General features: G+C 63.5%; 12 protein-coding genes. 9 read left to right on the top strand and 3 right to left on the bottom strand.

What is annotated here, in order from left to right; genetic code table 11:
• The first annotated feature begins 88 nt into the window (after positions 1-88).
• The gene (locus ACFYP0_RS04775) at positions 89-400 is read left to right on the top strand and encodes a hypothetical protein (RefSeq protein WP_356975099.1); all 312 of its coding nucleotides are present in this window, start codon (positions 89-91) and stop codon (positions 398-400) included.
• A 91-nt stretch (positions 401-491) separates the two neighbouring features.
• Here ACFYP0_RS04775 and ACFYP0_RS04770 read toward each other — a convergent pair whose 3' ends face one another.
• The 3 genes from ACFYP0_RS04770 to ACFYP0_RS04760 form a co-directional block, all read right to left on the bottom strand.
• Positions 492-686 (bottom strand): DUF397 domain-containing protein, encoded by a 195-nt coding sequence (locus tag ACFYP0_RS04770; protein WP_356975101.1) that lies wholly within the window; start codon positions 684-686, stop codon positions 492-494.
• Positions 679-1560, bottom strand: coding sequence for a helix-turn-helix domain-containing protein (locus ACFYP0_RS04765; RefSeq protein ID WP_356975103.1), 882 nt, complete (start codon positions 1558-1560; stop codon positions 679-681). The genes ACFYP0_RS04770 and ACFYP0_RS04765 overlap by 8 nt, the downstream gene beginning before the upstream one ends.
• A 307-nt stretch (positions 1561-1867) precedes the next feature.
• Entirely contained in the window at positions 1868-2365 is a 498-nt protein-coding gene (locus ACFYP0_RS04760) for a hypothetical protein (RefSeq protein ID WP_356975105.1), read from the bottom strand.
• Between the two features lie 283 nt (positions 2366-2648).
• Here ACFYP0_RS04760 and ACFYP0_RS04755 point away from each other — a divergent pair, with 283 nt between their 5' ends.
• From ACFYP0_RS04755 to ACFYP0_RS04720, 8 genes are all read left to right on the top strand, one after another.
• Entirely contained in the window at positions 2649-5963 is a 3315-nt protein-coding gene (locus ACFYP0_RS04755) for a type ISP restriction/modification enzyme (RefSeq protein ID WP_356975107.1), read from the top strand.
• Between the two features lie 268 nt (positions 5964-6231).
• Positions 6232-6564, top strand: coding sequence for a hypothetical protein (locus ACFYP0_RS04750; RefSeq protein WP_356975109.1), 333 nt, complete (start codon positions 6232-6234; stop codon positions 6562-6564).
• Between the two features lie 21 nt (positions 6565-6585).
• A complete protein-coding gene (locus ACFYP0_RS04745; protein ID WP_356975112.1) occupies positions 6586-7323 on the top strand; it encodes a hypothetical protein in 738 nt (245 codons plus the stop codon).
• 13 nt (positions 7324-7336) lie between these two features.
• Entirely contained in the window at positions 7337-8338 is a 1002-nt protein-coding gene (locus tag ACFYP0_RS04740) for a hypothetical protein (protein ID WP_356975114.1), read from the top strand.
• Positions 8326-9153, top strand: coding sequence for a hypothetical protein (locus tag ACFYP0_RS04735; RefSeq protein ID WP_356975116.1), 828 nt, complete (start codon positions 8326-8328; stop codon positions 9151-9153). Before ACFYP0_RS04740 ends, ACFYP0_RS04735 begins: the two co-directional genes overlap by 13 nt.
• Positions 9154-9179: 26 nt before the next feature.
• Entirely contained in the window at positions 9180-9623 is a 444-nt protein-coding gene (locus ACFYP0_RS04730) for an NUDIX hydrolase (protein WP_356975118.1), read from the top strand.
• 1908 nt (positions 9624-11531) lie between these two features.
• Positions 11532-12764: a hypothetical protein gene (locus ACFYP0_RS04725; protein WP_386994400.1), complete on the top strand. Its 1233-nt coding sequence runs from the start codon at positions 11532-11534 to the stop codon at positions 12762-12764.
• A gap of 19 nt (positions 12765-12783) precedes the next feature.
• Positions 12784-13278 (top strand): hypothetical protein, encoded by a 495-nt coding sequence (locus ACFYP0_RS04720; RefSeq protein WP_356975122.1) that lies wholly within the window; start codon positions 12784-12786, stop codon positions 13276-13278.
• Positions 13279-13488: the final 210 nt, after the last annotated feature.

Raw genomic sequence — 13488 nt, 5'->3', positions numbered from 1 at the left:
CGCAGTAGCCGAGGCTCTGTTACACGGCTACTCGGCGAGCCTGCACGGTGCGCAGACCTTTGTGACAGTCAACGGTAGGGCAGCGGCCATGCATGTCGCCGCGCAGGGCGCATGGATGATCGCGGACATCAACAAGATGACGGCAATGTCCGCCAACCTCTATGTCCTCGTAGACGTGACCGACGGACGCCGAGACTTCTACGTCGTCCCCGGTGACGACCTGCGTGCCGGGGTGCGCGAGCGGCACGAGGAGTTCATGGCCAGCGTTGGTGGGGTGCGTCCGCGCAACCCGAACAGCCGGCACACGGCGATCCATCCGGCGCACGTGCAGACGTGGCGCAACCGGTGGTCGCTGTTCGACCAGGCGGCCGAGTCCGTAAGCGAGGACGCAGGCTCCTGACCGGTCATGCGGCGGGAGCGCGTCTGACCGGTCATGCGGCGGGAGCGCGTCCGGCAGGTCGGTCGGGCTGCGCTCCCGCCTGATGTACGACTCAACGCCCAGACTTCGCAGAGCGGACGAAGTTGGTCCAGGCGGCAGGGGAGAAGGTGAGTGCCGGTCCGGTCGGGTCCTTGCTGTCGCGTACCGCGACGAGGCCGGGCAGGTTGTCGGCAACCTCAACACATGCGCCGCCGTTGTCGCCGCTACGGGTGCTCTTTCGCCATACGGCGCCGGTCAGCTCAGCCATGGTGGACCTCTCCGACGATCTTGTTAATCAGTTGCTTTGATTGTTGCTCATCGAGCGCCAGGGACGTGAGGCTCGTCCACACTTTCTCGTAGGCGGCGATCTCGTCAGGCCGGTCAAGATACAGGGCACCGGTCAGCGACTCGCTGTAGACGACGGAGGGCTGCGGGACGACTCGATTGGTCAACGGGAAGTCGAGCATCATGAAGGTGCCCGCAAGGGCACCGTAGTGCGCCCCGACGGACAACGGCAGGATCCGGATGGACATGTTCGGAAGGTCTGCGAGGTCCTTCAGGTGTCGGAGCTGATCGGCCATCACCGCCCGGCTGCCGACCTGCTTGATCAGCAACGCTTCGGCGAGCACGGAGCTGAGCTGAGGTGCCTTCGGCAGCCGCCGCCGTAGGAGATCCTGCCGCTGGAGCCGAATGCTAATGAGCTGCTCCAACTCGTCTTCGCTCATGTCGGTGCGGTTCTGGAAGACACCTCTCGCATACGCCTCTGTCTGCAAGAGACCGGGGATCAGCGACTCGTCATACCCCCGTAGGCGGGAGGCGGCGGATTCCAGGCCGACGTAGAGCTCGAACCAGTCGGGGATGGCGTCGCCGTACGAGTGCCACCAGCCCTTGGCCTTGGTCTCGTTGGCCAGGGCGGTGAGTGCGCCGGTCAGCTCGGCGGTCGCCCCGTACAGCTCGCACATGGCCTTGGCGTCAACGGCGCGGACCGGGCCGAGGCCGGTCTCGATGCGCCACAGCTTCTGCCGGCTGAACTGCATCGCCTCAGACGCGCCGTCCAGCGTCATCCGCGCCTCGGTGCGCAGGTCGCGCAGCGCTCGCCCGAGCTGCCGTCGCGGCACTGTCGATCCCATGTCGTCGGCCATCCGCCACCCTCTCCGTGTTGCATTGTGTTACATCCCGACGCCATCGCTGAAACGTGGAACCGTTGCCGATCGGCTATTCTTCGGCGGTGCCACTGCATCAATAGCGATACGCGTCTGACCATACAAGACACTCCCGACAACAGCCATGTACACGCAATTCCCACGCGACGATTGTCGGCGTACCAATGGGGGTTCTGTATGTTTTTCGGGGTGATCGGAATTTGCCGCCGACTCCGGCGTGTCGCGCGGAGCCGGCGGTCGGGGCAGGGGCTCGCGGTCAGCCGGCGGTCGGGGCAGGGGCTCGCGGTCAGCCGGCCAGTGGGCTGAAGCTGCGGCCGTCGAGCACGTTGATCAGCTCGTCGTCGCGGTGCACCTCATAGCCGCGCCGCCGTAGTTCGGCCACCAGCTCCGCCTCATCGCTCAGCGGAATCTCCAGCAGGTCGCCATTGAGGACGGTGGCCTGCTGCTTGCCGAAACGCGTTCGCAGATCCTTCGGCAGTAGCGTGAAGGCCCCTTCCGCTACCAACGGCGGCCAGTCGCCCTCCACGACCGAACCCACTTCGTTGATGTCGAACGGCTCGTCGTCCGCGGGGTCCTCGCCGGGATCGTAGTACTCCGGGTCGGCAGGGTTCGACACGTGGGTGGTCCGGATTCGCCGGGCCTCGCCCCAGGTGCGGGCGGCGGCGATCGCTTTGATCTCCGCAGCCTCCTCGGCGGCGGTGTCCGCGTCGGCGAAGGCGAGGCAGTCGTGCATCTGCGCGTGGCCGTAGACCAGGCGCCGGGTGGTCGGGTGGTGCGTCGTCATGACTCCGATCCTGCCTGAGGGGTACGACGTGCAAGATCAGGTGTTGATGTGAGTCCCGTCAGCGGGGCCGGTCGGGCCAGTCACCTTCAGCGCCTCTGTTCTCTGTCGTGCGTACCTACCGGCATCATGCGGTTGGTCAGACGTGCACTGTCGCCATTGATCTATTTCGCTGCCTGTCGCATGCTGTGGCGATACGGCGGGAGGTCGGCTAATGACTCTGGGTAGCCATGGCGAGCTGGGTGGTGGCGGCACGTTTACGACTCACCGGTCGAGATGAGGGCGCATGGACAGGAGCGCCCGCACCCGCAGTGCGGCCGACGTGCCCGGTCCTCGGGGTTCTGCTGAAGCGTACGGCGCCGTGCTGGAGGCAGCTGTTTCTCACTTCGGTGCTTCCGTCGCGCCGCTCCTTCAGCGGGGACTGGCTGCTCGGGAGGACACCTTGCGGGCGCCAATGGTCGAGCTTCTCGTTGCGGCTGGACAAGCGATTGGCTGCCCGGTCAGGGCGCATGGCGAGGTCCGCCTCCCGGACCTTGCTATCCGCCCTGACTACTTGATCGACGTCGACGGAGCCCCGATCGGGTATGTGGAACTCAAGGCGCCGGGCAGGGGTGTTCCCGGCCACGGTTGGCATCCCACGGCCCGGGAGCGTAGGCAATGGGTCCAGCTTCAGTTGCTTCCGAACGTTCTGTACAGCGATGGTCAGTCCTTCGCGGTGTATCGCTGGGGAGAATTGCAGGGGCCAGTGGCACGGATGGACGGCGACCTGCAGCGGGCCGGTGCGCGCCTTCGGCCCGCAGACGGCAACCTGGCGCTCGTGCTCCACGCTTTCCTTGCGTGGCGTCCACGTCCACATCGCCGCCTCGAACATCTGGTCCGAGACGCGGCACGACTTTGCCGATTGTTGCGCGACGAGGTGTTGGACACCCTTGGTCAAGAGCGACTCGGTGGGAGGGTGCGGCTCTTCAGCGATCATCTAGCCGACTGGCGCACCTGGCTATTTCCCCACCTGAGCGAGGAGTTGTTCGCCGACGCCTACGCGCAGACCGTCACGTTTGGGCTGCTGTTGGCGCGTCGGTCAGGGATCGAGTTCGAGGGCAAGGAACTGCCGACGCTCGGGCGAGAGCTGGCCAAGAACCACCTGCTCGTCGGGCGAGCGCTGGCAATCCTCACCGAGGACCACGGTGGTCCTAGCATTGAGCAGCGCAGCGTGGCTCTGCAAACGTTGCGGCGCGCCATCGAGGCCAGCGACTGGACAGATTGGCGGACAGACACATCGGACCAACTGTATGAGCGCTTCTTGGAGTTGTACGACCCAGCGGTTCGACGGGGAAGTGGCTCCTACTTCACGCCGCAGCCCGTTGCGGACTTCATGGTCCAGTTTGTCGACAGCATCTTGCACGACAAGCTGAAACGACGGCTAGGTCTGGCCGACCGGGATGTAGTGGTCGTCGACCCGGCTATGGGTACCGGCACCTTCCTGTTGAGCGTGATTGCACGTGTAGCGAAGACGATTGCGGCTGACCACGGGGACGAGCCAGCTGAACTTCGTGCTCTCCTCGGTCGTTTAGTTGGATTTGAACGCCAGATCGCGCCCTTCGCCGTAGCGGAACTACGGCTGCACCAGGATCTCGCGGCGCGGGGATTGGAGGTTGCCGACGAGAAGGTCAGATTCTACGTCACCGATACCCTGGAGGACCCTGACGTAGAGACGCTTGTTAGCCCGTACGTGTACCGGCCAATTGCTGACTCCCGGGCGCAAGCAATCAAGGTCAAGACCGAGGAACGAGTCATGGTCGTTCTCGGCAATCCGCCCTACCTCGAACGCGCCAAGAATCAGGGAGGGCTCGTACTTGCCAGCAACAAGGGGAAGTCGAGCATGCTCGACGGTTTTCGGGGCACCGGTACCGGCAGACTCGAGTTCAAACTGCACAACTTGAACATCTACTTTTGGCGCTGGGCCACCTGGAAGGTATTCGAAGCGCATCCTGAGCACCCGGAGGGAATCGTGGCCTTCGTTTGCACCTCGGCCTATACCACCGGACCAGGCTTCGCCGGCATGCGCGAGTACCTGCGACGGCAGGCCGACTGGGGCTGGATCATCGATCTATCTCCTGAAGGACATCAGCCCGAAGTGTCGACACGCATTTTCCCAGACGTGCAGCAGCCATTGTGTATCGGCGTATTCGGACGTGCCAAGACGGCCGATACGGAAACACCGGCCAGGATCCGTTATGTTGCCCTCTCCGGGACCAGGCAGGAAAAATTCAACGCCCTCCAGGCGCTGACTGCCGCAAGCGGTCGGTGGTTGGACTGCCCAACGAAGTGGTCGGCTCCATTCCGTCCCGTGTCGCAGGCCATATGGAACGACTGCATTGCGCTCGCTGACCTGATGCCATGGCAATCCCCAGGCATCAAACCTAACCGAACGTGGGTTTACGCGCCGGACGAAAAAACGTTGGCCGAACGGTGGCGGCGCCTAACCTTGGCTCCTCTGGCAGAACGGCCGGAGCTCATGAAGGAGACTAGGGATAGGGCAATCTCTGTCGCACTCTCGCCGCACTTCGATGGCACAGGCCATCCCGCGTCACTGGCTGGCACCATTAATCCTCAGGTTTCCATCATGCGCGTATCGTTCCGGAGCTTCGACCGGCAGTATGTTATTGCCGACCGAAGGGTTGTCGACTTCTCCCGCCCCGATCTCTGGTCTACCTACGGAAAGCATCAGACGTATCTGACCACACTGTTCGCGGAATCGATAACTTCGGGACCGGCCGTCGTTTTTGCCGCCGAGGTGCCGGATACCCACCACTATATGGGCCATCATGGCGGCAAGGTACTTCCTCAATACCGTGACGTCAGAGGTGAGCAGCCCAACATCGCGCCTGGCTTGATCGAGCATCTTTCTTGTCAGTTCGATAGCCGCGTTACCTGCGACGAAGTTCTCGCCTATGTTGCCGCCGTGGCTTCGCATCCCGGCTACCCGATACGATTCCGTGCGGACCTTCGCACTCCGGGGGTGCGGATTCCGTTTACCGTGGACCCTGGCCTTTGGCGTGAAGCAGTCAGGCTTGGTGAGCGAGTAATCTGGCTCCAGACCTACGGTGAGCGTTATGTCTGCGCAGCAGCCGGCCGCCCGCCGGGACCCCCGCGGGAACTGCGGCCTGATGTCCTCGCGCCCATACCAGGCGTGCCGGACCGCATGCCGGAAAGCATCACGTACGACCGGGACAGTTCGACCCTGTATGTGGGTGAAGGAGCCCTCGGTCCCGTTCCCTCGGCAGTATGGGATTACAACGTTTGTGGCACCCAAGTAGTCAAGAAGTGGTTCGACTACCGCTCCAAACGGCCCCGCGTGCGCAGATCGTCTCCACTGAACGACATCGTTGCCACTAAGTGGGACTTCACCGATGAATTGCGAAACCTGCTAGCCGTACTCCATGGATGCGTGCTCCTCGAGCCGCAGCAGGACGCCGTGCTGAAAACTATCCTCGATGGACCTATTCTCAAGGCGACAGAGCTTGAGGATTTAGGCATGCTGCCACCGACAGATGAAGTGAAACAGCCGATCATCGATGTCCAGCCGCCCCTCTTCCAATGATCGGCTGCGTCGGACCATCTCTCGCGCTCGGTCCGGAATTCAGCACGGAGTAGCCAGTGCCTCTGCCCGGCCCAGGATGGCCGCGCAGGCCGGCGGCGCACTCTGTCCGGTCGCCGCTGTCGCCCGGGCACCCGCGGCGGGTTCGACCTGGCAGTCCTGGACCAGCGCCGGTAGCTGCCCCGTAGAGCCTCGCCCGGACGCTCGGGCGCTGTCTGAAGTGGACGTACGGCTGAAGTGGCCCGCGCTGTCCATCGATAGCTTGGTCTCTATGGCATACCGGAACTACACAGCCGATGGCAGCTACTGGACGGTTCGGAAGCAGGGATCCGTCTACTGGGTCGCCCGCATGCGCCGCGTCAACGGCTCCTACGAGTGGTTGGACACCTGGGGCGGCTACGAGCGTGCCGGAGCCGCCGCCGGCGCGGCCGCGCAACTCGCCTACAACCAGGCCCGGGAAGATGTGCTCAAGGAACTGGTCGGCACCCTGCACACGGCGCTGGACCGGGCAGGTCTGGGTGCCTTGCCCACGCCCGCCCCGGTGAAGCCCCCCGCGCGGTCGGAGCTTCCGGCGGCCGTCGAACTCGATGATCCTGAGGATTGACGGCGCGCGTAGGCGGGGCGTATGCGGCTGATGGAGGCGGGACGCGAGGCTGAGGTGAGCCCGGACCTGTTGCCCGGCGCCCTCGCCCGTGACGGTGTCGTCCTGATCCGGCAGGGGTCCATCGCCGAGGTCAGGTCTCTGCTCGACCGCTGGACCGTCACCGTCGACCATCCGCATGAGGTGGCCGACGGGCTGACCCTCATCGTGCCTCGGTTGTGCACCGACGAGGGCGACAACGAGGCCGGCTTCACCGATCTGGCCCTGTCGCCGCACACCGATCGCAGTCTGCACGCACAGCCCTCCAGCGTGCTCGCCACCCTCATGCTGACTCCGGCGAGGGCCGGGGGAAGCGCGACACTGGTCGACGGCGCGCGGGTGCTGGCTCTCGTCCGCCGACTTACCGGGGATACCGAGATTGCCGGTCTGCGACTGAAGACGGCAACCGGTCGACCAGGCCCGGCGGTTGTCGAGATCGGTGCCGGCCACGCCCGCATCCGCTACCGCGACGACCGGATCGCGGGTCCGTACAGCACCGATGGGCGTACGGACCTCGTAGTCGCGATCCGTCGCCTGATCGCTGAGACGGCCCAAACCCTGCACCTGGGTGCGGGCGACGGCTACCTCGTACACAATCACCGCTTCCTGCACGGGCGCACGGCCTTCACCGGGGAGCGGAGCCTGGTGCGGTTCCTGGCGAGAGTCAACAGCGACCATCCGTACGCGTGGTTGAACCGGGGGTTTTCGATTGCGAGTTCCTAGAGCGCGCACCGCAGTGTCGTTACCGCAGGGCCGTGCCCAGCTCATCGCTGCACTGTCGAAGGTGCCGTCGCCCTCCGACGCGGCCTTTCCGCAGGCTATCCGCGCCGTCATCGAGGCGTACCCCGATCCCGAGCCGCTGCTGCGAGCCATCCTCGACGATCCCGCCGTTCGCAGCCGGTCCCGGTTCGCGGCACTTTACGCGCTCCTGCTGCGGCTACGACGCGAGGAACGCCACGCCGAGTACGGCTCGGTCGTCCGAGAACACGAGAACGAGTTCGGAGCGGAGCCCTACTTCCACACCTTCCGTGCGATCGTGGCCCGGGCCAAGGGTGACCTGGCCTCGCTTCGCAGTTCGGTCGAATACTCCCGTCAGGCGGTCGCCGCCATGCCTGACGTGGCCGCGGTGGTTCATCAACTGGCGGCGTTCTGGGTCGAGTACCTCGAACGTCTGGAGGACCCCGGATCCGCACGTTACCTCGACGAGGTGGAACGGCATGTCGACCGGGCGATCACCCTGACCCAGGGCCGTATCGCCCACTACTACGAGACAAAAGGTCGGGTGCTGGCACTGCGGGGTGAGTTCGAGGCTGCCAGGACTGCCGTTGCACAGGCAATCGAGCTTGAGCCGCGCGCCTCGCGGGACCATATGCGCCGGCTCACCCAGTATCAGTCGAGTCGGATTCGCATCGATCTGATGCAGGAGCGCGCCCGGTGGGCCCAGGCCCACGCCCGTTTCCGCACGGAGTTGACTGAGTTCAAGGGCCAGCAACTGCAACTCCTGGGCCTGCTCGCGGCCGTGGTGGCGTTCATCGCCACCGCCAGCAACATCGCCAGCCAGAGCAGCGGCGTCGAGGGCCTCCGCCTCATGCTCGTGGCGTCCGGCGCTATCAGCGTCGTTTTCGGTACGTTCTCTCTCGTCAACAACAGCCGCGTTCTCCGGGTGATCGCAGCGGTCGTCATCGGGTGCGCCATGATCGGGGCAGGGATGTTCGTGCCGGCCTCGTGGATGTCATGAGAGTTGGACCAGCCATGAAGGTAGGAGAAGCGATTACCTCCGCCGGCGGTATGCGGGCGAACGAGGACCGCGTCGGCCACCGCGGCACCCTCGCCTGGGTCATCGACGGCGCCACCGACCTCTACGACGACACCGCGCTGCCCGCAGGCAGTGACGTGCAGTGGCTTGTCGACAGCATCGGTGAACGATTGACCCAAGCAGGCGCCGACGACTACCGAGGTTCCGCCGCTGAGTTGCTGACGTTGACTGCCGCGGACGTTGCCCGCGAGCAGGCAGCACTGTCGTTCCCACCAAGCAGGGTGCCACCCGCCTGCTCGATAGCGGTCTGCGTCGACCAGGGCATCGGCTACGACCTCGCCCGCATCGGCGACGCCACCGCCATTGTCGACGGCGTTTGGCCGGTGGTCCTGTCGACTGACTACTTCGACCAACGCGAAGCTGCGGCGGTCGCGACGAATGAGGGCGAGGCGGACCGCGTTGTCGCGGCGATGCACCAACGCCGGCTGCACACGATGACCTCCGGTGATGTCGAATCCGTCTTCTCCGGGCACCCGAATCGCCAGCTGCGCCCACACACCGTCTGCGGCGAGTGGACGCACACCGACTGCATACTGCTGTGCACCGACGGCTTCGCCCGGCTGGTCACCGACTACAGGCTCTACCGCTCATGGACCCAGGTGATCCCCGATGCGCGCGATCGAGGGCTGCACTACCTGGAGAAACTGATCCGCGATGCAGAAAGCAAACCCGGCAATGGCGGAGGCCGCTTCAAGCGGGCCGACGACGTCGCCGCGCTCCTGCTGACCCCGAACTGATGCGCACATACGGAAGGACCTCCCGCATGACCGAGCGACCGCCGTACCTCGTCGAGCGGAACCCGGGGTACTTCGAGTACCAGCTACCGATCTCGGTCAAGCTCGTCATCGATCACCACGGCCGAGTGCCGCTGCTGCGGAACGAACGTGACGAGTGGGAGCTGCCTGGGGGGAAGCTCGAAGTGGGCGAGACACCCGAGGACGGTGTCTGCCGAGAAGTCGCCGAAGAACTCGGGCTGACCATCACGGAGGTCGACATCATCGACTCCTGGGTCTACGAGATCACCCCGGTCCGGCACGTGTTCATCGTCAGCTTCGGCGCAACGTACATCGGCGATGAGGACCTGGTCTACTCCGATGAGCACAAGGAACTCGGCGTGTTCGCGTACGACGAGGTGCCTCACCTGCACATGCCCGAACCCTACAAGCGGACCATCCAGCGCTGGCGCGAGCGCCGGCCGACCGAATGAACATCACCTCTGTCAGAACAGCTCAATGAGTGCGGAAGACCAGCCTCGCGCGTGACCTCGACGAGGTGCAGCGGCACGTCGACCGGGCGATCACCCTGCGCGAGGGCCGTATCGCCCACTACTACGAAACGTAGGGCCGGGTGCTGGCACTGCGCGGAGAGTTCGAGGCGGCCGGGCTGCCATCGCCCAAGCAAATTGCACTAAATCGTACTCCCGAAGGAAAATTGGCCGGCGGCTGTCTCCGGGTCAAGCAGGGCCCCGGCAAAGTCGTCAGGTGACTCCGAGTAGGGCGAGTGGGCGTTTGCTGTCGCGGGCGTGGTAGCGGTTGGCAGCGGCGATGTTCGTGACGCCGGTTGGGGCGTAGGGCGCCGATGGCGGCGTTACCTAGGCGGCCATGACCTGGAGTCCGGTGTCGCGGCGGGTCTGGGAGCGGTCTTCGTCGTCGGTGACGTCGCGGACTCAGTGGACTTTGTTCTCGACCGACGAGGAACCGCGGATCCACCCGGCAAGGTGCTCCGGCCTGGCCTGGTGAACGCGCAGGTCGGTGATGGCGTAGACGGGTCTCGGTGGTGCTGCGTTTCGGCTGGTCGAGCCGCTGGCGGCGTGGCCAGCCGGTCAGGTCCAAGGCCTGCAACAGCCTGCGACCATCGCCCCCGACGGCCCCCGATCCATGTCGATCCCGAGCACGGCCGTTGTGTTAGCGGGCAGATCAGCAAGCCACTCACCGATTGCCGCATACGAGCGGTTGTCGCCCACGACCGCGCACACCGCCCCGGCGACCAGGGCAGGCCGGACTCCCCGCCGAGCACGGGGATCGAGTAGGGCACCCAACGCTACGAGCAGGCCCGCAGCCGACTCCACAGCAGATGCCCCGGGCGGTGCGGTCGACAAGGATGAGATCAGCGACGATGGCAACGCGGGCATAGCCACTTCAGATAGATCAACAGGCCTTAAGAACCTCGATGATCTTATGGAACCGCCATGCACGCCTCGCTACCCATACCCAGGGCCGCGTCTATACCAGCCATCTCAAGCCGAACACCCCTCCTGACTTGTCGGGCCCGGGGCGAACAGGGGAGGCTCCTTCATCACCACTGTCGACAATTAGATAGATCGCCTTCGTGCCCGATCGTACGATCTCGCGATCCCCAGCGGCGCGACTACGCTTGGTGCTCCCATCTTGTCGCTGAGGCATCGGACCAGCAGTCCGGATCGTTGAGTTCAACGGAAGGAGCTGATGGCGTGAAGCGTGTGCCTGGCGTGGGCGGACCGCTGGCATGCCTGCTCGTTGGTGGAACTTTGCTAGTACTGTCGATCCTGAACGGACCGGCCGTCTGGCTATTGCGTAACGTTCCGGCATCGGAGTCTTGGTTCCGCGAGTCAGCCGTTACCGTGCAGCAGGTCGGGCCTCATGCGATGCTACGCGTCGTGGCCATAGTGGTTGCCTTAGGCCTCATTGGGGCAGCATACGAAATATCAGGTCGGCAGTGGAAGGCGCGCCAGCGGACTGACGAAGCACCTGGCAGGCCAATCATAGATCGGCCAGCCAACCTCGACGAAGCCAACCGTGAGATTCTTCAGGCTATGGTTCGAGTAGACCAACGGTACCCGGTCTCGGTAATCCGGCTGTTCGGTGAGATGCTTATCGAACCCGAGCGATATCAGGTACGCATTAGTGACGAGGTTGAGCCTAGTGGTGAGTGCCTGAAAGTCACGGTATCCACCACTTTCACCACTTCAGCCGCACATTCGACGGAATCGCGACGGGGTGGAACTGCCGCGCCGCCACGGCAATGGGATCGCAGTCACAAGAGTCAACTGTCGGTTCCGGTCCTTCACCCCGCAGGTCCCAGTCAAGTGCCAGCGGCCAATCTTTCGAATGCGCCCCTTCCGTCGGAGGGTGGCAGCTTGGCCAACCAGCGACCTGAGAGAAGCTCAGCCGATCTTCCGCTGGTGTTGGTGCCGTTGATATTTGCCACCAAGGGCACGATGCTCGATAATGTGGACACCTTCGGCGGAGACGCGTCCGCGATACCATTCCTCTCGCAGGAAGATGCCAGAGGAATGGTGGCGCACGTGCTAAAGGCGCTCTTTGAAGATGCCTTCGGCCAGGACGACGAGGCCGTTTTGTTTGCCCTATTGCGGCTCGTGTTCAGGCCCGGCAGAGAGTCCGCTGAGCATGCACGCCAGTACTTCAATCTGATTGTTGCGTCGATACGATCCAGGGCGGACGCTAGTAAGCTCGCGCGACTTCAGGGCGTCTGTACGTTTTTAGTACGGAACTACGTCATTGTTGCAGAGGTCTCGCCAGCCTCCGACAGTTGGGTCCTTCGATACACAAAGACAATACCGATTTACGGGCGGGCCGACTCACCATTTCGAAGGCGGAGGGTTCGTTTTGGACTTCAGCCAAACGCCTATGTGATCCCTCTCAACCTTCCGTTCACTGCTGCCAGCTACCATTTCCGCATGCAGGCGAGCCCGAACAGCTATGTCAAGGCCCACTATCTACAATGGGCCAAGAGTGGAAGGACTGTTCGGCAGGAGGATATCCGAGCCATCAGCGACCGAGCTTACCTGCGCATTCGACATCGACAAGCTTTACCCTATGCCCACTTGTACACACGCCGGTTCGACACGTGCAAATATCCAAAGGACATGGTGATGCATGTTGTGTTCGACGAGGTCCCACCGGGTGCGCTTGGGCTGACGTGCGGCATTGCACTGATATCTGCCTCTGTGATAACCGTACTATCCTTCGTTGCCCCGAGTAATCAGGGCCGGATCTCGGGCGATGTGTTAGCGTTCCTGCTCGCGATATCGCCAGTCGCGGCTACATTCGTAGGATACTCAATGGAGAAGCTCCAGCGGTCCTCTTTGGCGACATTTCTCGGACTACTCGCGACCGGGCTAACTTCGTTAGTGGCAGCTCTTTTATACGTTCGGCCGGCTGCGAGCTGGATGCTTCATCACACCGTGGCGATCGGACACACTAGCCCGGAAGTGAACGTAGCTTTGTTGGCTGTGGGTACTTGCGGCCTCATTAATGCCATTTCCCTGTGGTGGCTATTGCGTCGCGAGCTTGCGCACTATGTTGATCTACTCAGCGAGAAGAACACGGTAAACGTCATGTTTCGTTGATAGGATTGGAGGAGAACTTGTGGCCGAGCAGCGACGTCCGGACTCGAATCCGGAAGCCGAAATAGACGAGCAGGTTTTAGATCTGGAAGCGCGACCGGGAGTTGGCGATGGTCTACTGGAGTCGCTGCCGCCGGGCGCGGTTGTCGCGTACCGCGGTGAGCCGAGCGCTTCAGAGCGTGCCATGCTGTGCTGGCCCATGTCAGAACAGGACAGGTTGAGTTTCGCCTCAGGTATCGAGAGCACGAGTAGCCGCCTCCAGGGTATGACCGGCGATGACCTGGATCGGTTCATTGGTGAGCTAAACCAAGCTACCTTGCGGCTTAGGCTTGATCTTGAGATCGAAGACGAAGAGGCCGCTGGTACGCAGGATTCACCTGATCAGGCTTCGTCCGTTGAAAGTTCACCGGTAGATAGCTTGTTCTCCCGTGCTGGTGGTATCGAGACGAGGGGCGCTTGGGTCCTTGGTCGACATATAGTTCATGCGTTGGCACGCCTCGGCCGGCCTATCCAGTAGCCCTGCTCGATGCTCGATGCTCGATGCTCGATGCTCGATCGAGTACCTTGCTGTCGTACCCGCGCCGCGCGATTCGGGCTGATCCGTGAGTCAGTCGGGGTGCCGCCGGTTCGCTGACATTGCAAAGCCAGTTCAAGGCCGCTACCACCTGCGGTGGGTGCTCGACCGCGAGCAGGACGATGCGAGGTCTTCTCGTGCGCTTCGGTCACG

The organism is Micromonospora arida (assembly GCF_042873195.1).
Lineage (GTDB): Bacteria > Actinomycetota > Actinomycetes > Mycobacteriales > Micromonosporaceae > Micromonospora > Micromonospora arida.
The sequence above is the reverse complement of the archived record's forward strand: the minus strand, read 5'-3'. Positions and strand labels throughout refer to the sequence as shown.

Excerpts from the sequence above, each read along its gene's own strand:
- ACFYP0_RS04770 (WP_356975101.1), bottom strand. The coding sequence starts at position 686 with ATGGCTGAGCTGACCGGCGCCGTATGGCGAAAGAGCACCCGTAGCGGC.
- ACFYP0_RS04730 (WP_356975118.1), top strand. The coding sequence starts at position 9,180 with ATGACCGAGCGACCGCCGTACCTCGTCGAGCGGAACCCGGGGTACTTC.
- ACFYP0_RS04760 (WP_356975105.1), bottom strand. The coding sequence starts at position 2,365 with ATGACGACGCACCACCCGACCACCCGGCGCCTGGTCTACGGCCACGCG.
- ACFYP0_RS04765 (WP_356975103.1), bottom strand. The coding sequence starts at position 1,560 with ATGGCCGACGACATGGGATCGACAGTGCCGCGACGGCAGCTCGGGCGA.
- ACFYP0_RS04745 (WP_356975112.1), top strand. The coding sequence starts at position 6,586 with ATGCGGCTGATGGAGGCGGGACGCGAGGCTGAGGTGAGCCCGGACCTG.
- ACFYP0_RS04755 (WP_356975107.1), top strand. The coding sequence starts at position 2,649 with ATGGACAGGAGCGCCCGCACCCGCAGTGCGGCCGACGTGCCCGGTCCT.
- ACFYP0_RS04775 (WP_356975099.1), top strand. The coding sequence starts at position 89 with ATGCATGTCGCCGCGCAGGGCGCATGGATGATCGCGGACATCAACAAG.
- ACFYP0_RS04750 (WP_356975109.1), top strand. The coding sequence starts at position 6,232 with ATGGCATACCGGAACTACACAGCCGATGGCAGCTACTGGACGGTTCGG.